The organism is Peribacillus sp. NPDC096448 (assembly GCF_044762675.1).
In the GTDB taxonomy this organism is placed as follows: Bacteria; Bacillota; Bacilli; order Bacillales; family DSM-1321; genus Peribacillus; species Peribacillus frigoritolerans_B.
This window is the reverse complement of record NZ_JBIWEU010000013.1, coordinates 71841-92343: the sequence shown is the minus strand read 5'-3', so window position 1 is coordinate 92343 and position 20503 is coordinate 71841. Positions and strand designations below refer to the sequence as shown.

The following is a 20503-nucleotide window of genomic DNA, read 5'->3' as shown; positions in this document are numbered from 1 at the left end:
GCTGGGAAATAATCCTGATATAAACACCACAGGTCATGAACTCCCTGTTATGGACAGACTTGATCCAATGCTTGGATAACATGATCAACCTCTTCCCAGGAATGGATGGTAGCGCCTGAAGCCAGTGAATGTCCTCCTCCATTGAATTGACGTGCGACGGAAGCGATGGGAATATTCCTTGAACGTATCCTGACACGGATTTCCGAAGGGTATTCGATGAAGAAAGCCCAGATTTTATTGCTCCTGATACTAGATAGCGTATTGACTAAGTTCGAAGCTTCAAGTCGATTCACACCATACATATTTAACAGATCCTCCGTAATAATGAAGTAAGCTACCCCTTTATCGGTTACCTTGAAGCTCATGAGAATGTCTTTTTGAAGTCGGGAAGCGTTTTTCGCCTTAACGTTAAGGCTGTTATGGATTCTTTCGGGCTGAATATTATAAGTTCTTAAGTGCGAAACCATTTTTAATGTCCTGGGAGTGGTATTCCCATTCGTGAAATTCCCTGTATCACTAAGTATTCCTGCAAAAAAGGATTTAGCCGCTTCTTTATTCATGATGAAGCCTTCTGGATATTCCAAGAATAAATCAACAAGCATTTCACTTGCAGAGCTATAAGAAGGGTCGACCCAAGAAAGGTCACCGAATTGTTCGTATTCGGGATGGTGGTCAATTTTGATCAGCATGTCTCCATGATCATATCGGGAATCACTGATCCGTGAAATGTTGGCAGTATCACAAACAATCACTAAGGCACCTTTGTATTTGTTATCGGAAATGACATCCATATCACCAATGAATAGAAGTTTATCCACTTCCTCGCCTACAGCATAGACTTCTTTAGAAGGGCAGGAATGCTTCAATAGCTTCTTTAAACCGAGTTGTGATCCCAATGCATCTGGGTCCGGATTTACATGACGATGAATGATAATTGTGTGGTATTTCTTGATCGCTTCGATTATTTCCGTTTTTTTATTGTCCATATCGCCATCCCCCTTTTAATCTTTCCTTGTCTGTTGAGCGATAATTGATAATATGAAAAATTCATATATTGATAGTTATACCTATGCAATCATCACATGCCAAACGAATAAAGGCAATTCCGATTACTTTGGATTGATGGGGCCTGGAAGTATTTTCATATGAAACGGAAGGTTTCTTAAAGAGTATTTCAGCAGATGTAATAAAAGCACCTAAACAAAATTATTGCAAAATTCAAAAAATGAATCTATACTTAATTTACCAAACCGATGACAACAAGTTACCTTGTTGCATGACCGGCTTGTCATAAAACTGGAATCCATAAAAATTGACTTGGTTCACTTGATCTTCCTTTGCAGGAAGACAGTTCGTGGATAAGGGTCAGTGAAACATTCAATGTAATGACATTGTTGGTTTTACTGGCTCTTTTTTGTGTATCCCGACAGTTTGAAAGGGGTGATGATATGAATGGAGCTTTGGAAGGAGTCAGGATCATCGATGTATCCCGTGTTTTGGCGGGACCGTTTTGTTCAATGATTCTCGGTGATTTGGGTGCCGATGTTATTAAAATCGAGCATCATGAGTCAGGTGATGAAACGAGAGGGTGGGGGCCGCCGTTCGCCGAGGGAGAAAGCGCTTACTATTTATGTGCCAATCGAAATAAGCAAAGCATGACCTTGAATTTAAAATCTGAGGAAGGGAAAGAGATTTTCCGGAAGTTGGTGTCTTCAGGTGATATAGTGATTCAAAATTTCAAGACGGGCACATTGGAAAAACTGGGGTTGGGTTATGAGGATTTAAAGGAAATGAACCCGAAACTGATCATGGCCTCGATTACGGGGTTTGGTTTAACCGGTCCTTATAAAGATTTGCCGGGCTATGATTATATCATTCAAGCGATGAGTGGTTTGATGAGCATCACAGGAGAAAAAGATGGAAGTCCCGTAAAGGTTGGAGTGGCCATAGCTGACATATTGACTGGCTTGTATACATGCATTGGCATTCTATCCGCTTTACATCATAGGGATAAAGCGGGGGAAGGACAGGAAATTGATATTTCATTAATGGATTGTCAGGTTTCTTCATTGGTGAATGTCGCCAGCAACTATTTATTCAGTGGCTTGACCCCTGAAAGAATGGGGAACCAGCATCCCAATATCGTTCCATACCAGACTTTCCGGACAAGGGATGGAGAGCTTGTCGTGGCTGTAGGAAATGATGATCAGTTCAGGAGATTTTCAACCGTTATAGGCAGACCTGATTTAGCGGAACAGGAAGAGTTCAAGCATAATGAAAAACGTTTGCAAAACAAGGAAGAATTAATACCGATAATTGAGGATTCGTTGGGTGGAAAGACAAAGAAAGAGTGGAAAAGGCTGTTTGATGATGCAGGGATACCCAATGGCCCGATTAATGATATCGCAGAGATGTTCGAGGATCCGCAAATCACCGCAAGAGGCATGTTGGTGAGCATGGAACATCCCACAATCGAAGATCTTAAAGTGATGGGATCGCCCCTGAACCTTTCAAAAACACCGGTTACCATGAGAAAGCATCCGCCTCTTTATGGTGAGCATACCGCTTCCATTTTGGCTGAAATAGGATATAGTGCAGACCAAATAAGCAAATTCAAGGAAAATAAAATTATTTAGGAGGAATTTTAATGATGAATTTCGAATTAACAGAAGAGCAGCAAAGTGTGAAGAAAGTGGTAAGGAAATTTGTGGATAAGGAAATTATTCCATATATTCAAGAGTGGGATAGGCAAGGTCAATTCCAGCCGCATATTTTAAAAAGGTTAGCGGAATTGCAATTGATGGGCGTTTGTATACCTGAAGAGTATGGTGGGGTCGGAATGGATTATAATACCCTAGCCATCGTTTGTGAAGAGCTGGAGCGAGGCGATACGGCTTACCGAACTGCAGTTTCTGTACATACAGGGTTAAATAGCATGACCCTGCTGCAATGGGGGACGGAAGAACAAAAACAGAAATATTTAGTACCCCAGGCAAAAGGGATCAAGATTGGCGCATTTGGGTTGACTGAACCGAATGCAGGGTCTGATGTAGCGGCAATGAAATCAACGGCAAAACGCGTTGGCGACCATTATATCTTAAACGGGTCAAAAACATGGATTTCGCTCTGTGATTATGCAGATCATTTCCTCATTTTCGCCAAGACGGATCATGATGCCGGTTCAAGGGGAATCACTGCTTTTATTGTGGAACGGACTTTCGAGGGAGTGGAGTCGAAAGCCATTAAAGGGAAATTGGGTATTCGTGCCGGGAATACAGGCGAGATCTTTTTAACGGATGTAAAAGTTCCGGTGGAGAATAGGCTCGGTGAAGAAGGTGAGGGCTTTAAAATTTCCATGTCGGCATTGGACAGCGGCCGGTTTACAGTGGCCGCAGGTGCTGTAGGGTTAATAGAAGCAAGCCTGGAAGCAAGCTTGAAGTATTGCCATGAACGAAGTACATTCGGAAAAGAGATTGGCAAACATCAGCTCGTTCAACAGATGATTGCCAAGATGACCGCAAATTTAGAGATTTCCAGATTGCTGGTATTTAAAGCGGGCACCTTAAAAAATCAAGGAAAAAGGAATACGAAGGAAACATCACTTGCCAAGTGGATATCATGTAATGCTGCTAATGAAGCGGCCAATGATGCTGTTCAAATTCATGGTGCCTATGGCTACTCGGATGAATATCCAGTCGAACGTTTTCTGCGGAATTCGAAAGCTCCGGTCATTTACGAAGGAACCCGTGAGATTCATACTGTAATGCAGGGTGAATACGGACTTGGCTACAGACAGGATAAAGAGCTTCGTAAGCAATTGCCTGCATGGCCCTTCGAGCAAGTTTCCGTACATTAACTATAGATAGAGGAGATCAGATGATGAACACATACTTTATTGCAGGGCATGCAAAACTTCCACAAGGGATGGCAGCGAGAAATATATATGATTCGATCACGATCACGGTGGAGCTTGACTTTAAATATGGAGTAATAGTCGAGGCTTCCTGTACACTTGCTACAGAACATGGCAGGGAATTCATTCGTCAACTGCTGCGGGGGTATTGCCTGAAAGATGGCATCGAAGAATTAATTGATCGTGTACAATTGCATTATCGTGGGAAGGCTGGTCAAGCCATTCAAGCAGGGCTGAAGGATGTGTATGCACAGTTCGAATTGGTCTCCGTTAAATAAGCGAAACTGGAAGGATCCTACCGTATGTAAGAGGGTGGGATCCTTTTAATATAGGATCAGGTTCTCAACTAGATTATGCTAGAGTTGGAATAACAGTTGCAGGTAAGGAGAGACATTTGAATGGATATAAAGATCGTGATCATTTTAAAAACACAAAACTCGCCCTATAAGACGAGTTTGTGTTTTTGATAAGAAATTGGACTTTAAAATAAAGCTTAATATCCAGTAAGAAAATATTATTTGTACATTAAAACGGAACCATGAAACTAGAAGCACCATTTCCGTTTATTGCGAAAGTTATTGCAGCAAAGCCACCTGCAGTGGTTGGAGGAACACTGGTTTCTGTTGGAGCGCCTTTGTCTGCTGCATATAGAACACCGGTTTCTGCTGGTGTGCCTTTGTCTGCTGCATGCAGACCTCCGTTTCCAGCAAGAACCCCTTTGAGTGCCGGAAGTGGATCGTTTCCAGCAAGAGCCCCTTTGAGTACCGCAAGTCGATTTATTCCTGCTCGTGCGCCTTTGCGTGCTGCAAGTGGACCTGCTCGTGCCCCTTTGAGTACCACAAGTGTACCGATTCCTGCTCGTGCAATGTTTAGTGGTGCAAGTAGAGCACTCTTCTTTGTTGCTACGTGAATGTCTGCCTTTTGGCTGTGGGTCCTTAAACATGAAATCGCTTAACCCCATGGCATTGGCTCTATCCACCGCATTTTGTATGTCACGAATGATGTCTGACATATATAATCCCCCTTTCTATACATTAAACTATGTTGCTTGTACGTGATGTGCTAAAGATAATCCCCAATCTTTATAAAAATAGTGTTTTTTGGGTGACACCCTTCGCTTTTTTTCCATAATTTAATAGGAAAGTGAAGGGAAGGGTTATATGAATTCTGACAAGAAGGTGCCTGTGTACCAGCTTTATATTCCACCAGTTAATTTAATGGAACTTCGCAGAGATATATGGTGCAATGATCCTTTACCGGCAAAGTTAACACTTAACAGAAAAAAACTTGATATTGATATTGTTTACCGTGGCTCACATATCCGCGGTTTTCACAAAAAATCCTATAATGTAGTATTTTATAAACCTAACACGTTTAAGAATGCCAAGGAAGTTCATTTAAATGCCGAATATAAAGATAAATCTTTACTAAGAAATAAATTATCTTTAGACTTTTTTGCGGATATAGGCACCTTATCACCGAACTCCCAGTTCGTTTTCCTGAATCTGAACGGAAAGGACGAAGGGATATACCTGGAATTGGAATCGGTGGATGAATATTATTTGAAGAAAAGGGGGCTGCCCAAGGGGTCCATTTTCTATGCAGTGGATGGTGATGCCAATTTCTCATTGATGAGCGATTTGGATAAAGGAATCAAAAAATCATTGGAAATGGGATATCAAAAAAAATGCGGGGAAGCAAAGGATGAACTCTATTTACAAGAGTTAATCCTTCACATCAATACAATTTCAAGAGTGGATTTTGGAAAGGAAATCGTAAAATATGTCGATGTGGAAAAGTACCTGCGCTGGCTGGCCGGTGTCATATTCACGCAAAACTATGATGGGTTCGTTCATAACTATGCCTTGTACCGAAATGGGGATACTGGTCTATTTGAAATGATTCCATGGGATTATGATGCGACATGGGGCAGGGATGTTAACGGGAAAGTGATGGAAGAGGATTATGTGGGAATCGAGGGATTCAATACATTGACTGCTAGAATCCTTGATGTAAGGGGATTTCGTGTCCGGTACCAAGAACTTCTTAAGGAGATTTTGAACAATCAATTTACCGTGGCCTATATGAAACCTATCATTAAGGAAATGCATGATCAAATAAGACCTTATGTTTCAAAAGATCCATATATCAAGGGTAATATTGTGAAATTTGATGATGAGCCCGAATTCATCCTGAAATTCATTGAGGCCCGTGCAAAATATATAATTAGCCAGCTGCATAAATTGGATTAATCAATCCCTTCCTTTAGTGATGGAATATTGAAAAATATAGTGGCAGGAATGTTGAAAAAAAGCATTCCTGCTTTTTTCTGTACGATTCCATTTGCTTTTCTATACTATTACAGCTATGTTTGATAGAAAGATATAATCTAAAGTAATGAAGGATGGGAATGGATTGACTAATCATAGCCGCAAACCGGCATATATATATACGTTTACGTGCAGCCCTGACGAACGCTCATTATCTAAAATGGAGATGCGCTCGTTCTTTGGTTTTGAGACTTCAGGGAATATTTTGAAAAGTGATATAGCAATTGAACCGAGCAGGAGCCCTTTTATAAAAGGGCGGGTCGACATCATGTTTGAAGGGGAAAGCATATCCGAAATCGTTGAGCAAGTGAAGGGGATTCATTTGCCTGATTCGACGTTCAAAGTATTATTCGTAAAAATTAATGATTTGAATAAAGAATCAAAAATAGATTATGATGGACAGCGTGAAATTGAACGGGAGATTGGGTGGCACATTCAGGGAAATGCCGATGTACGTAATCCTGATCAGGTCTTTGGAATCGTGCCCCTTGGCGGACGTTGGTATTTTGGGAAGTATGTCAAACCTGAAGCGGTTTGGTTAAAACATATGAAGAAGCCCCGTGAATATTCAACTGCGCTTAGCACAAGAGTGGCAAGGGCCATTGCCAATATTGCCGTTCCGCATCCGGATGGAGTGAAGGCAATTGATCCATGCTGCGGAATTGGAACGGTATTGGTAGAAGCCCTGTCGATGGGGATCAATATTGATGGCCGTGATATCAACCCGCTTGTTACCGACGGTTCCAGGGAGAACATTGCCTATTTCGGACTAGAAGGTGATGTAACTACAGGTCCGATTTCGGAGGTCACCAGTAAATATGATGTCGCGATTATCGATATGCCTTATAATTTATATACACATGCGACGCCGGAAGATCAGCTATCGATCCTTAAGCATGCCAGGGGCTTTGCTGACAAAGTCGTCGTCGTATCGATCGACACGATGGACCATATGATCGAAGAAGCAGGATTTGAGATTGCCGATCGCTGTGTGGCCAGGAAAGGCATTTTTTCCAGAGAGGTTGTAGTGTGTGTATAAGTTTCATCAGCAAGAAAAGGCCGAAACCTTTTATTGATATGGACTTACCCTTTCAAGTAGACAACTAAAAAAGGCTGTGCTGCCAACTGGCTTCGATATTCAACCGGTGCCAGTTGGCGGACAGCCCCCTTTACAATTAAGTTTCAAAATTGACTAGATTCCGGGTGTAGATGAACTTTCAGGAATTTTTTCATAGTCGGATGGATTAAGATTATGAACCGACCCATCTGTTACACCATTGATAATACCCATTAGCCCCGTTTCAACCGTTTTTACGAGCTGGCCTTTCTCTTTTTGCCCAAAGTTTTGTGTTTGACCACTAACCTCAAATAGAACCGTCCCACTTCCGTTTAAAGCAAACGTCCCTAAAGCAGTTCCTGGTAGGTCGATAGATTGATCGTATAATGAAATATTTGTAAAAACTGAATTCCCTTTTGCTTGCAGTGCGTCATACGCACTAAGTGTCAGCTGACGGGAGAAATCATATTTAAAATTATCTGCATACTCTGCATACTTAGCCCCTTCTGGAGTGCTTGGGTTAGGAACGAATTTTCCCGATATTGACATAGTTACGCGCTCATCAGTTCCTTCGATATATGGAAACCCTTGGTGATGAAGATCGATAAAAACATCCACATTCCCGAATTTCGATTTTAACCCTTTATATGTGTCACGCAACGTTTGCGCTTCGGGTGTAATAAACCAGCCCGGCTTTTCAGATGCCCCCGGGAAGTCTTGAGGCTTTGGTACATAGTTTAGGTCAGGATTAAAGTCTCGATTAACATCAAATCCCGGTTTGCTGGCATAGTCGTCTCCCGATCTGGGAGTAGTATAATAGTTCCAAGTAGGTTTCACATTAGAAAGTTGGGGGAATTTCCCTATAACCTCAGACCATGTCATCTCATTTCCACGACGATCAAGCTCTGCGCCGTCTACGTTCATCATTGGAATAGCAACAATAGTTAGTTCATCAAGCACTTTCTTTACCTCAGGTGAGTTACTTTGACCAAGGTTTTTAAGAATGTTCAATAACGCAACAGTTCCAGTTTTCTCATTTCCATGAATTTCACTTTGAATAAGAACGACTTTGTCACCATGACCGACAGTCACTTTTTGAATGGAACGCCCCTGATTGGTTTTTCCAGCCACTTCTACATTGATTTTTCCTGCACTCGCTTGCTCAAGTTGATTTAAATTTTTTACCAGTTCGTCATAATTAAGGAATGCTTCGGTAGAAAGATTGGTTCCACCTGTCGGATTTGGTCCTCTTTCAGCTAAGCTGGCATTTGGGCCAAGTAAAGCTGCGGCCACTACTGTTGAACTTAAAACCTTTAAAAATTTCCGTTTCACATTCATTCTCCTATTCTGAAAATATTTAATATTCAGATAAATCATTCTTCATTTTCTACCCGTTTTCCTGTTCGTTTGATTAAAACACCCAATTAGGCCTATGTATTTCAGATTCAAGTGATTACATATTTTTTCTAGGCATAGTAAAGTCCCCATTAAGTGTGAGTGTATCATCTACAAATATCCTTTTACACTTTCCACATGAGTGGGGACTATATCAATTTCAGCATTTTTTGATATCATTTAGCTTGATAATGAACTACATTTTCAACGAGTCGTTTAGTGACCTTCCCCTGATATTCTAAATAATCCAAATGGCCGATGATTTCTGACATGACGAGCGGGAATTCTGCTATATACTTTTGTTTGTAAAACTCCTTTGCCAGTTCATTGCCGGTAGAAATTCCGGTTTCTATCAAGGCAAGGATTTTTTGTGATTTCCTCTCTATGCTTTTGAGTCTTTTTTCAATCAGATGACCAGGTTGTTCAATGATGTTACCATGACCAGGAAAGAGGAGATCCACCTGTAATGCTAAACATCGATTTAATGAGTCGATATGATCTACAAGAGTCAGCATTCTATTACCTTGTTCATCAGGTTCGATCAAGGCATTGCTTGATATATGTTCAATCAATAAATCACCGGCAAGAAGCCGTTTCCCTTCTTGGTCAAGGAAAGCAATTTGATCCGGGGCATGACCGGGAAATTCGATCACTTCAAAATTCAGCCATTGTTTTTCCGTGATTACGATGATGTCACCATTCAGTTTTTGATCTTTATTATTATCGACCGCGTTGAATAGGTAAGCCACTTGTTTATCTCCAAGTTCACCACAGCCCATCTCAAGGTATAGCTGTTTATAAAATTCAATTCTCATACTTAAGAAGTCAGGGTCCCTTTTTAAACGGGGAATGGATTTAGAATGGGCATAAACGGGAATCGGATGGAGGTCAGTAATCCTGTTGACCAAACCAACATGGTCTCCATGGTGATGGGTTAACAAAATTTCCGTGATGTCCCCAACTGTAAATCCATTTTCGTTTAATGTTTGCTGCAGTGCATTCCAGCAAACGTCATCATTCATACCTGCATCAACTAATGTTAAAGATTCATCCTGTTTAACTAAATAAAAGTTTATACTTTTTAAAGATAAAGCGCTGGGAGCTATAATTGGATAAATTTTAAATGTTGTATTCGTTTTCATGAACGTCCCATATCCTCCTAAATCGAGATAAACTTCTTCTGGAAAATTGCGATATTACTAATGAACGAATAGATTTAAAGGGTTATTATTCTATGATTAGTTGAATGAACTGAAACTGTCAAGCGGAAGCTTCCAGGTAATCGGGAAATTTAATACCTAAGATTGATTGGAAATGGATGGTCTATTTATCCAGTTTATTTTAAAATTAAATAAACAAGCCAGTAATTTAGCCAATATTCTTTAAGTTTAATTAATGTGTAATGAAAACCGAAGGCGGCGAATGGTGCAAGAATGCGATCTATTGAATGAAATGGTATAGGAGGTTATGGTTTGAAGCCAAAAATTTATATTACAAGGAAATTGCCAGAACAAATCATCGAAGGTGTTAGTCGGAAATATGATGTCAGGATGTGGGAGCAAGAGGATATTCCGGTCCCTAGAGAAGTCCTTGTAGAAGAAATGAAAGAAGCCGAGGGGCTGCTTTGCTTATTGACGGAACAAATCGATGAGTCACTGATTGAACAGGCTCCTAATCTGAAAATCATCGCGAATATGGCAGTGGGCCATAATAATATTGATGTTCAAAGCGCAACAAAACGGGGCATCATGGTGACGAACACACCGGGGGTTTTAACGGAAACGACAGCTGATTTAACCTTCGGGTTACTGCTTGCAACGGCAAGAAGGATGATGGAGGCAGAAGATTATTTGAGGAGTGGAAAGTGGGAAACATGGTCGCCGATGCAGCTGACCGGACAAGATGTACATGGTGCAACGCTGGGTATCATCGGATTAGGCAGGATTGGGGAAGCCCTTGCAAAAAGAGCTAAGGGCTTTGATATGAACTTAGTTTATTTTAATCGAAGCCGTAAATATGAACAGGAAAAAGAATTAGGAATCGAATATCAACCCCTTGAAAAATTGCTCCAAATCTCGGATTTCATTAGTGTCATGCTGCCGCTCACACCGGAAACGACTTATATGATTGGCAAGGAGCAGCTTGCATTAATGAAAGGGACGGCTGTGCTCATAAATACCGCAAGAGGCGGGATTATCGATGAAAAAGCGTTGTACCAGGCGCTGGAAAATCGAGAGATTTGGGCGGCTGGATTGGATGTATTCGAAGAAGAGCCCGTCCCTCTGGACCACCCGCTGCTAACATTGCCCAATGTGGTTACATTACCGCATATCGGGAGTGCTAGCATTGCCACTAGATTGAAAATGGCAGCTCTTGCTGTACAAAACTTGATGGAGGGGTTATCAGGTGATACTCCCCGTAATTTAGTATTGTTGAATAAATCAAAATGACGTTAAAAAGGGGTTCGGAATGGTTTCATCCCGAACATAGTGGGATTTTTATTCTCTGATTTTTCTTTGAGTTTGGCTACAGTCTGAAATGACTCCGAAATGGGGTCATTTTTTTATGGGGAATTGTTGGACCTTTAATAGTTTTTCTTTGGTTTGCAGTATTCTTAAATGATATTTCCTGATATATGATTTGGCATTTTTAGAACATTACGAAGTTTTGATGCACATGTGCTTAACAGAGTGCTGAAAGGAAGAAACCAATTCAAGTAAAGCATACTTATCGTAAATTGCTCGGATCTTTTGTAAAATAAAGAAAGTCGAGTTTTATTTAGGAAAAACAATTAGTCGAAAGGGATAGGGGTATTAATGATTGAAATGAAGGAAACGTTATCATCAGGCAACGAAATGACTAAATCCAAAAGGCTGTTGATGGCTCTTATGCTGGGATCTTTTGCAGCGATCGGACCACTGTCACTTGATATGTATTTACCAGGTCTCCCTACACTGGCAGCGGATCTGAAAAGCAGTACGTCGTTAGCGCAGCTAAGCTTGACTGCCTGCTTGTTAGGATTGGCTTTGGGCCAAATTTATTTAGGGCCACTAAGTGATGCAAAAGGAAGGCGGTCACCGTTAATCATATCTTTATCCATTTATTGCATTTCATCTCTGTTATGCGCTTTTGCTCCAACCATTGAATTGCTTTTATTATTACGTTTTATCCAAGGTATTGCGGGAGCGGGAGGCATTGTCATTTCAAGGGCCATAGTTCGTGACCTTTTTTCAGGAACGGATTTGACCAAGTTCTTCTCCATGTTAATGCTGGTGAATGGGGCGGCACCGATATTGGCTCCGGTTTTTGGCGGTCAACTTTTGCAGTTCACTTCTTGGCGGGGAGTTTTCATTGTCATTTCAGTATTAAGTATCATTATGGTTGCGGCTGCATTTTTTGGGATAAAGGAAACTTTATCGTCCAATCTCAGGAGTGCCGGTGGGGTAAATGATACTATCAGGACTTTTGGGAACTTATTGATGGATCGTGTGTTTATGGGCTATGCTTTTGCACAAGGATTCATAAGTGCCGCAATGTTCGCTTATATTTCCGGATCGCCTTTTGTTCTCCAGAACATTTATGGGGTTTCCCCGCAGACCTTCAGCCTGATTTTTGCAATAAACGGAATTGGAATCATCATCGCTTCACAAGTTGCCGGGAAGCTGGCAGGAAAGGTAAAAGAAGAAAGACTGCTTCGAATGGGGTTATGCCTAGCTTTGTTTGGTGGAATATTACTTCTTGCCTCAGTCCTTCTCGAAATGGGGTTGGCAGGAATCTTGGTCGCTTTATTCCTCTCCGTTTCCAGCGTCGGTATTGTCGGTACAACGAGTTTTTCTTTAGCGATGCAAAATCAGAAAAAAACAGCAGGCAGTGCTTCGGCTTTAATTGGCTTGCTTCCCTTCATATTAGGATCACTAATGGCTCCCCTGGTGGGATTAGGTTCAGGTGAGTCACCCTTGCCGATGGGAATTGTGATGGTAAGTTGTCATGTCATAGCCATGTGCGCTTATTTACTCCTCGCCCGTCGAGGGTTAAGGCGAGTTGCTTAAAAAGGAAAAGCTGAAATCCAGATGCGGATTTCAGCTTTTTGCCTTTTTGAATCATAATAGTGATTCTGCACCATCGATATAAACTTCCGTACCCGTAACATGGGAGGACATGTCTGATGCTAGGAACAATACAAGATCGCCAGCTTGTTCGGCAGTCCCCGCTTTCCTCGCCAGGGGCTGGGAGCCTTGCGGATATTCAATGGGAATCCTTATTTTCTTAAGGTTTTCTTCTTCCGGGAATGTGTTATCGTCAATGTTCGTATCGATGGAGCCGGGACAAATGGTATTTACCCTGATTTTATATCTTGCCAATTCGAGTGCAGCCATTTTCCCGAAAGCGACTTGACCGGCTTTGGATGAACTATAAGCGGAAAAACCAAAATTCTTGAAATATCGGTTTCCATTGATGGAGCTGTTGATTACGATGCTGCCACCCGTTTCCTTCATGTAGGGAATGGCGTATTTGATGGTGAGAAAGGTGCCTTTGAGGTTGATGGTATGTGTTTGATCCCAATCTTCTGGCTTTATGTCTTCTATAGGGGCAATCACTCCGTTGATGCCTGCGTTTGCGAATACAAAATCAATTTTCCCAAAATGTTCATAGGCCGTTTTGTAGGCATGTTCAACTTGCTCTGCCTTGGAAACATCCGTTTTAATGATTAAAGCCTCTCGACCAAGGTTCTTCACTTCTTCCTTCACTTTTTCGGCATTTTCGATTGTACGGTCAAAAAAGATGATGTTCGCGCCGTTTTCAGCTAGTTTCAGTGCGGCACCCCGGCCAATTCCTGATCCTCCGCCGGTAATGATGGCAACTTTGTTTTTCATTAATTCTGTCATACACTTCACACGCTCCTTTTAAGTTTTCTTTCCCATTTGGGAGTATGTAGAAACATCATGGCAGTTGTAATATAGAAAAATTATAAACGAATATTGCCTGAAAAATCCAATTTAAACAATTGCGAGTGTTCATTATACTTTGTTTTTCAGTGAAATGTCTGTATATTGAGGACATGATTAAGTTCGCTTGAAAGGGGATAGGATGTTGATAAGATTAGGGGTAATAGGTACAAATTGGATCACGGAAAGATTTTTGGAGGCTGCAAAGCATGTAGAGGGTTTTTCGTTATCCGCCGTGTATTCCCGTACAGAGGAGAAAGCCAAGGAATTTGCCAATAAATACGAAGTACATACGACTTTTACGAATTTAGAAGCAATGGCCAGCAGCGATGAAATCGACGCTGTGTACATAGCAAGCCCTAACTCTCACCATTGCAGGCAAGCCGTGTTATTTTTACAAAATAAGAAACATGTATTATGTGAAAAACCAATGGCCTCGAATGCGGCAGAAGTAATGGAAATGATTGAAGCTGCAAAACAAAATGATGTGCTATTGATGGAAGCGATGAAATCGACCATCATGCCGAATTTCGAAAGTATAAAGGGCAATCTGGATAAAATCGGGAAGATAAGGCGTTTCTCGGGAAGCTTTTGCCAATATTCATCACGTTATGATTCATATAAACAAGGAACTGTGCTGAATGCATTCAATCCTGAATTCTCCAGTGGCTCTTTAATGGATCTAGGCATTTACGTCCTCTATCCACTTGTAGTACTGTTCGGTAAACCGAATAAGGTACAGGCAACAGGAACGATGCTCGAATCAGGAGTTGATGGGCAGGGTACGATTCTGCTTTCCTATGATGAAATGGAGGCAGTCGTCATGTTTTCCAAGATTACTGAATCCAATTTGCCATCGGAAATTCAAGGTGAACGTGGAAGCATCATCATTCAGAAAATTTCAGGACCGCAAGCGGTGGATATCCAGTATCGGGATGGAACCACTGAAAATATTTCTGTTAAACAGGATATGCCTACCATGTATTATGAAGCAAAAGAATTTGTTGATTTGATACAGCAGGGGAAAATGGAATCCGATATTAATTCATATTCGAATTCACTGTTGACTATGGAAATCATGGATGAAGCAAGAAAGCAAATCGGCGTCGTCTTTCCTTCAGACCGTGGACAAGGCCAATCATGAAGGGTGAAAATGGATGTTACTGATAACCCTTAATTGGGTAGAATTCAGTACAGGGATAATTTTTTTGTTGGGGGAATGGACATGAAGTGCAAAATAAATCGCAATGCAGCAAAGGTCTTACAAAAAATGCTGAGCACTGAAGAAGCCGAAGGGAAAATGATTCGTGTATATATCACCCATATGCATGGCGATCATGCCCATTATGACATGAAGCTTGATACACCGGCAGAACATGATGAAATCGTCAAAACAGATAAAGATATCGATATTTTGCTTGATTCACGTGAAGAATTTCTGGATGGTGTCTGGATTAAATATTTTTATGTACCTGAAGAAGGCTTTGAAATCACGAATCCTTCTAAAGAACCGCATGGACATCATCACCACTAATAGTAAAGGGGGAGGATTGGCATGAATCAAAAATACGAAAAGATCTTTCAACCATATATATTTCCATCAGGGGTAGAAGTGAAAAATCGTATCATGATGGCTCCTATGACCACTTACTCTTCGGATGACCAAGGCGTTGTAACCGATGATGAACTGGCCTATTACGCTGAGCGCTCGGCTGGTGTAGGTGCGGTGGTCACGGCATGTGCCTATGTATCTGCTGGTGGCAAGGGATTCCCAGGCCAACTTAGCGCAGATGACGATTTCTTTTTCCCATCCTTGAGAAAACTAGCTGAAACGATTCAGTCCAACGGGTCAAAAGCGATCCTGCAAATATATCATGGAGGACGACAAAGTCCGCCTGAATTATTGCCTGATAACCAACCTGTTTCTGCAAGTGCCATTCCTTCCAGCGAGGAAGCCCCTGTACCGAGGGAAATGAGTGAAGATGAAATACAAGACGTTATTAAGGCATTTGGCGAAGCAACAAGAAGGGCCATCGAAGCAGGATTCGATGGTGTGGAAATCCATGGTGCCAATACTTACTTGCTGCAACAATTCTTCTCGCCACACTCGAACCGTCGTACGGATAACTGGGGTGGAACACTGGGAAAACGATTGATTTTCCCGCTTACCATTGTGAATGAAGTCGAGAGAACGGTTGCCGAGCATGCGGAAAAGCCGTTTATCATCGGCTACCGCCTTTCTCCTGAAGAAGGCAGCAATCCTGGAATCACTTTAGATGATACGATCCAATTCGTTGATAGATTAGCGAATCAAAACCTTGATTATCTACATATATCGGTAGGTCACTTCTGGAATGGCTCATTCCGTGAGAGTGATAGGACAAAGTCGCGCATCGTTAAAATTTACGATAAAGTAGGTAATCGTATCCCGGTGGTCGGTGTAGGTTCACTGCATACACCCGATGAAGTTGCAGAAGCCATGGAAACGGGTGTCCCTTTTATCGCCCTTGGCCGTGAACTTCTTATGGAACCGCATTGGATAGAAAAAATCAGGTCTGGAAAAGAAGCGGAAATACGGACTACCCTCTCAAAAAAAGATCAGGAAGAACTGGTCATTCCAGATCCGCTTTGGGAAAAGTTGATTGGGATAAAAGGTTGGCTCCCGGTTGTGGAAAGATGAGCCGACATCTTGAATATTATGTACCCGTCCTCCAAAGGTGGACGGGTTTTTAATGTGTTCATATGAAACTAACAACTAGATGTAAGTCATTCATCCTTTGCTAAAAAAGGGAGATTGATTCGTCTTTTATTTTATCTTGATTTATTCATTCCATCATAGTAAATACTATCTTTTATGTTTAAAGTTTATGCAAATATGAATGAAAGCAATATAATCAAAAATATTTGTACCGATAAATAAAATATATTATTATCAATTTAATAAGCAGGTATGAAAAAACGGAGGGTTTATAATGAAGTTTCCACACGATTTTTTATTCGGAGCAGCTTCTGCTTCTTTTCAAATAGAAGGGGCATGGGATGAAGATGGTAAAGGTATAACAAACTGGGATGTCTTTTCAAAGATTCCGGGGAAAACATTTGAAGGTACAAATGGGGATGTAGCGATAGACCATTATCATCGTTACAAAGAGGATATTAAATTGATGGCAGAGATGGGACTTGAATCATATCGGTTTTCCATTTCATGGGCACGTATTTTGCCAACAGGTGACGGGGAAATCAATGAAAAAGGCTTGGAATTTTATAATAATGTTATTAATGAATGCTTAAAATATGGGATTGTTCCTTTTGTTACTCTGTATCATTGGGATTTGCCTTTAACGCTTGAACAAGATGGGGGATGGACGAATAAGCGAACAGCTGAAGCATTCGTCAAGTATGCGGGGATTTGTTTTCGCGCATTCGGAGACCGTGTCAAACATTGGATCACGTTTAATGAAACGGTTATGTTTTGCGGTTTGGGCTATTTAAAAGGGGCGCATCCGCCTGGAATCCAGAACGATGAAAATAAGTACTTTCAAGCGACACATTATGTTTTTTATGCACATGCCAAAGCGGTGGAGGTATATAAGGCACTTAATCATTACGGTGAAATAGGAATTACCCATGTTTTCCTGCCAGCTTACAGTATAGATGACAAACATGAGAATGTATTAGCTGCTCGACATGCCAATGAATATGAAACTTTTTGGTATTATGACCCAATTTTGAAAGGTGAATATCCGTCTTATGTGGTTGAGCAATTAAATGAGAGAGGCTGGACACCAAGTTGGACCGAAGAAGAACTGGATACGCTAAAAAGAAATGCGGACAAAAATGATTTTATTGGACTCAATTATTACCAACCCATTCGCGTGGGAAAAAACCTGGAAGCGGTTTCAAACATGGAGCATTCAAGAGAAACATCTACCCTGGCTCCAGGGAACCCGTCTTTTGATGGCTATTATCGGACCGTAAAAATGGAAGATAAAACCTATACAAAATGGGGCTGGGAAATTTCACCTCAAGGATTTTTAGATGGGCTGCATATGTTAAAAGAGCGTTATGGTGATATTAAAATGTATGTTACAGAAAATGGACTTGGTGATGAGGACCCGATCATCGATGGTGAAATAGTGGATGTTCCCCGTATTAAGTATATTGAGGAACATTTAAAAGTGATTAAACGTGCAATCAAAGAAGGCATCCATTTAAAAGGGTATTACGCATGGTCTGTCATTGATCTATTAAGTTGGTTAAACGGGTATAAAAAGCAATATGGATTCATTTACGTGGATCATCATGATCAGTTAAACCGGAAAAAAAAACTGTCGTTTCATTGGTATAAGCATATTATCGAGACGAGAGGAGTAGAGCTGTAAACTGAGAGAAACCCTCTTTTATTTTAATCAAAAGTTTTTGTCAGACCGTAGACAAACTCAATGAAAATCGAGTATGTCTGCGGATTTTTATTGATTTTTAGATTTTGGACGTTGATTTCGACTACAGGCACTCGCTTTCCGCGGACGGTCCGCCCTCGGCTTGCGCCTGCGGGGTCTCCCCTAGACGCGCTTTTCCCGCAGGAGTCTCGCACCTTCCGTTCCAATCAACTAACTTTAGATAGAAACCCTCTTTATTTTAATCAAGTGGTTTTGTGTTTAGGCAGAGCATGTTTTGAGCAATCTTTCTCAAAACATGCTTTTCCATTGGTCCCATTAATCAAGTTTTCTGATATGGGGAATTAGTCCAAAGTTCAAACCTCCTGATTCGTAGTCTGAATCTCCGGCTTCAAATTAACCAGACTGGAAATATGGTCCCGGATTGTAATGTAAATGTAAAAATATGAAAAAAGTTGTAAACAAATGTTAACATTACTAACAATGTACAGTTTTACGTTTTACTGTATAATGTTGAAGCGTGGTAGAGACCATGTCAAATAACCTTACAAAAGGAGATTATATATGACGATTATTTCTTAGTTTTGAAAAGTCCCCCGCATGGCTTGTCCCGTTGAAAAAACCACAATATTTAGATTAATTTCGATCAAGTAATTCCCTCTACAATGAAAGAATGTCATTTTTCGTGATGATGCTAGATTCCAATCTTAAAAAACGACTAAGGATGTGAGTTTGAAAAAGATGATAAAAGATTCTAGATTTCAAGGATATAACATGAAGGGTTTTCAAAAGGACGTAACGGCAGGATTGGTCGTAGGTGTTGTAGCCATTCCTTTAGGGTTGGCTTTTGCAATTGCTTCAGGCGTCGAACCGATATACGGGTTATATACGACCATCATCGCTGGTATTCTCATATCGATTTTGGGTGGCTCCAAGTTTCAAATTGGAGGGCCGACCGGGGCGTTTGTTCCTTTATTATTTGGAATCGTTATGCAATATGGGTATGAAAGTCTGCTTATTGCCGGGTTTTTAGCCGGGATGATGTTAGTCTTGATGGGTCTTCTTAAGTTAGGCAATTTGATGAAGTTCATTCCCCGTCCCGTCATCATTGGATTTACAACAGGAATTGCGATAATAATCTTTTCAGGACAAATTGCCAACTTCTTTGGCATGAAAGTGGAAAAACATGAAGCGTTCATGGATAACATGAAGGAACTGGTGATTAAAGCAGATACGATCAATCTATATAGTGTGATCGTTGCGATAATATGTTTGGTCGTCATACTGTTGGCACCCAGGCTTCTGCCGCGAGTGCCAGGACCGCTTCTGGGTCTGCTAATATCAACAGTGGCAGCTTACGTTTTATTTCCCGATAAGGTGGCTACGATAGGTTCCACGTATGGAGCGATTCCAAGAGGTTTTCCGGAATTTCAAGTTCCGGAGCTTTCAGTGGAAGTCATTATCACACTCCTTCCCGTCGCTTTTACAATTGCCTTGTTAGGCGGTGTCGAGTCATTGTTATCCGCTACCGTGGCCGATAACATGGGAGGAACCAAGCATGATAGTAATAAGGAGTTGGTTGGGCAAGGAATCGCGAACATCGCGACCCCATTCTTCGGCGGGATACCTGCAACAGGTGCCATTGCCAGGACAGCTACCAATATAAAAAGCGGGGCAGTCTCCCCGATGTCCGGAGTCATTCACGGAATTGTCGTTTTACTGGTTTTACTGGTGCTTTCTCCATATGCAGCGCATATACCTTTGGCTAGCATGGCGCCCATATTGATGTTTGTTGCCTGGAATATGAGTGAAAGAAAGGAATTCGCTCATGTATTGAAAACGAAGACGGCGGATTCTGCGGTTTTGCTAGTTACCTTCCTCATCACTGTCTTCACTGATTTAATCATGGGAGTGGGAATCGGCTTATTGATTGCATTCATCACCTTCATTGCAAAAATGAGCCACTCGTTAAAGGTTAGGGAAAGAAGTCATGAGATTGCCGAGATTGTTCCAATTGATAATTCGGATTCAAAGATCAATGTGTATAACTTGGAAGGGCCTCTCTTCTTTGGTTCGATAGACGTCCTGGAGTCATCGATATTGGCGAACTTGGATAATAAGACGAAAGTGTTGGTATTAAGCATGCGCCGGGTAACATATATGGACACTTCAGCAGAGGCTGCACTATTGGCGATCGTTAATCGGATCGGAAAATATAAGGGGAAATTGATCATTTCCGGAATTCAGCAGCAACCAAAGGAATTGTTACTCAGCACTGGGTTGTATCATAAAATAGAAAAACAGCACTTTTTTAAATCGAAGGAAGATGCCCTGTATTTTGCCAAGAAGCAGTTGAAGGGCAATTCGGATAAAGTAGTCTAATAGTTTCATCTTGAAGTCACCTTTTTGGATAGATGTGTTATAGTATCGTTAACAGTAGATTTTTTAAAGAAGGTGACTATCTG

17 protein-coding genes and 1 pseudogene are annotated in these 20503 nt (G+C 41.2%); 12 read left to right on the top strand and 6 right to left on the bottom strand.

What is annotated here, in order from left to right; genetic code table 11:
* Positions 1 to 47 precede the first annotated feature (47 nt).
* On the bottom strand, positions 48 to 986 hold the full coding sequence (locus ACIQ0C_RS20870) for a DHH family phosphoesterase (RefSeq protein WP_403063464.1): 939 nt from the start codon (positions 984 to 986) through the stop codon (positions 48 to 50).
* Between the two features lie 462 nt (positions 987 to 1448).
* Between ACIQ0C_RS20870 and ACIQ0C_RS20865 the strand changes: the two genes are divergently transcribed.
* The 3 genes from ACIQ0C_RS20865 to ACIQ0C_RS20855 are packed head-to-tail and all read left to right on the top strand — an operon-like array spanning position 1449 to position 4191.
* Positions 1449 to 2636: a CaiB/BaiF CoA transferase family protein gene (locus ACIQ0C_RS20865; RefSeq protein WP_403063461.1), complete on the top strand. Its 1188-nt coding sequence runs from the start codon at positions 1449 to 1451 to the stop codon at positions 2634 to 2636.
* Positions 2637 to 2650: 14 nt separating this feature from the next.
* The gene (locus ACIQ0C_RS20860; protein WP_403063557.1) at positions 2651 to 3856 is read left to right on the top strand and encodes an acyl-CoA dehydrogenase family protein; all 1206 of its coding nucleotides are present in this window, start codon (positions 2651 to 2653) and stop codon (positions 3854 to 3856) included.
* A gap of 23 nt (positions 3857 to 3879) precedes the next feature.
* Positions 3880 to 4191 (top strand): DUF3870 domain-containing protein, encoded by a 312-nt coding sequence (locus tag ACIQ0C_RS20855; RefSeq protein ID WP_402839326.1) that lies wholly within the window; start codon positions 3880 to 3882, stop codon positions 4189 to 4191.
* 247 nt (positions 4192 to 4438) lie between these two features.
* Here the strand turns inward: ACIQ0C_RS20855 and ACIQ0C_RS20850 are convergent, their stop codons facing one another.
* Together ACIQ0C_RS20850 and ACIQ0C_RS20845 are read right to left on the bottom strand one after the other, a co-directional pair.
* Positions 4439 to 4753: a hypothetical protein gene (locus tag ACIQ0C_RS20850; RefSeq protein WP_403063563.1), complete on the bottom strand. Its 315-nt coding sequence runs from the start codon at positions 4751 to 4753 to the stop codon at positions 4439 to 4441.
* Positions 4754 to 4847: 94 nt separating this feature from the next.
* Positions 4848 to 4925, bottom strand: a pseudogene (locus tag ACIQ0C_RS20845) (CotG/ExsB N-terminal domain-containing protein); the annotation flags it as partial.
* A 148-nt stretch (positions 4926 to 5073) separates the two neighbouring features.
* On the opposite strand from ACIQ0C_RS20845, the gene ACIQ0C_RS20840 reads away from it, so the two are divergent.
* Entirely contained in the window at positions 5074 to 6165 is a 1092-nt protein-coding gene (locus tag ACIQ0C_RS20840) for a CotH kinase family protein (protein WP_403063458.1), read from the top strand.
* 145 nt (positions 6166 to 6310) lie between these two features.
* Complete coding sequence (locus ACIQ0C_RS20835) at positions 6311 to 7282, top strand: TRM11 family SAM-dependent methyltransferase (RefSeq protein WP_403063455.1); 972 nt, start codon at positions 6311 to 6313, stop codon at positions 7280 to 7282.
* Positions 7283 to 7435: 153 nt separating this feature from the next.
* On the opposite strand, the gene ACIQ0C_RS20830 is transcribed toward ACIQ0C_RS20835, so the two are convergent.
* Both ACIQ0C_RS20830 and ACIQ0C_RS20825 read right to left on the bottom strand, forming a co-directional pair.
* Positions 7436 to 8632 (bottom strand): M14 family zinc carboxypeptidase, encoded by a 1197-nt coding sequence (locus ACIQ0C_RS20830; RefSeq protein WP_403063452.1) that lies wholly within the window; start codon positions 8630 to 8632, stop codon positions 7436 to 7438.
* A gap of 239 nt (positions 8633 to 8871) precedes the next feature.
* Positions 8872 to 9837, bottom strand: coding sequence for an MBL fold metallo-hydrolase (locus ACIQ0C_RS20825; RefSeq protein WP_403063449.1), 966 nt, complete (start codon positions 9835 to 9837; stop codon positions 8872 to 8874).
* Positions 9838 to 10167: 330 nt separating this feature from the next.
* Here ACIQ0C_RS20825 and ACIQ0C_RS20820 point away from each other — a divergent pair, with 330 nt between their 5' ends.
* Together ACIQ0C_RS20820 and ACIQ0C_RS20815 are read left to right on the top strand one after the other, a co-directional pair.
* The gene (locus ACIQ0C_RS20820; RefSeq protein ID WP_403063446.1) at positions 10168 to 11145 is read left to right on the top strand and encodes a 2-hydroxyacid dehydrogenase; all 978 of its coding nucleotides are present in this window, start codon (positions 10168 to 10170) and stop codon (positions 11143 to 11145) included.
* A gap of 366 nt (positions 11146 to 11511) precedes the next feature.
* A complete protein-coding gene (locus ACIQ0C_RS20815; RefSeq protein ID WP_403063443.1) occupies positions 11512 to 12744 on the top strand; it encodes a multidrug effflux MFS transporter in 1233 nt (410 codons plus the stop codon).
* Between the two features lie 51 nt (positions 12745 to 12795).
* Here ACIQ0C_RS20815 and ACIQ0C_RS20810 read toward each other — a convergent pair whose 3' ends face one another.
* Positions 12796 to 13581 (bottom strand): SDR family oxidoreductase, encoded by a 786-nt coding sequence (locus ACIQ0C_RS20810; RefSeq protein WP_403063440.1) that lies wholly within the window; start codon positions 13579 to 13581, stop codon positions 12796 to 12798.
* A gap of 205 nt (positions 13582 to 13786) precedes the next feature.
* Here ACIQ0C_RS20810 and ACIQ0C_RS20805 point away from each other — a divergent pair, with 205 nt between their 5' ends.
* The 5 genes from ACIQ0C_RS20805 to ACIQ0C_RS20785 all read left to right on the top strand — a co-directional run bounded on the left by ACIQ0C_RS20805 (position 13787) and on the right by ACIQ0C_RS20785 (position 20420).
* Positions 13787 to 14785, top strand: coding sequence for a Gfo/Idh/MocA family protein (locus ACIQ0C_RS20805; RefSeq protein WP_403063554.1), 999 nt, complete (start codon positions 13787 to 13789; stop codon positions 14783 to 14785).
* A gap of 81 nt (positions 14786 to 14866) precedes the next feature.
* Positions 14867 to 15175: an iron-sulfur cluster assembly accessory protein gene (locus tag ACIQ0C_RS20800; RefSeq protein WP_230303648.1), complete on the top strand. Its 309-nt coding sequence runs from the start codon at positions 14867 to 14869 to the stop codon at positions 15173 to 15175.
* Between the two features lie 21 nt (positions 15176 to 15196).
* Entirely contained in the window at positions 15197 to 16321 is a 1125-nt protein-coding gene (locus tag ACIQ0C_RS20795; RefSeq protein ID WP_403063437.1) for an NADH-dependent flavin oxidoreductase, read from the top strand.
* Positions 16322 to 16613: 292 nt separating this feature from the next.
* Positions 16614 to 18023 (top strand): GH1 family beta-glucosidase, encoded by a 1410-nt coding sequence (locus ACIQ0C_RS20790; RefSeq protein ID WP_403063434.1) that lies wholly within the window; start codon positions 16614 to 16616, stop codon positions 18021 to 18023.
* A 756-nt stretch (positions 18024 to 18779) separates the two neighbouring features.
* A complete protein-coding gene (locus ACIQ0C_RS20785; RefSeq protein ID WP_403063551.1) occupies positions 18780 to 20420 on the top strand; it encodes a SulP family inorganic anion transporter in 1641 nt (546 codons plus the stop codon).
* Positions 20421 to 20503: the final 83 nt, after the last annotated feature.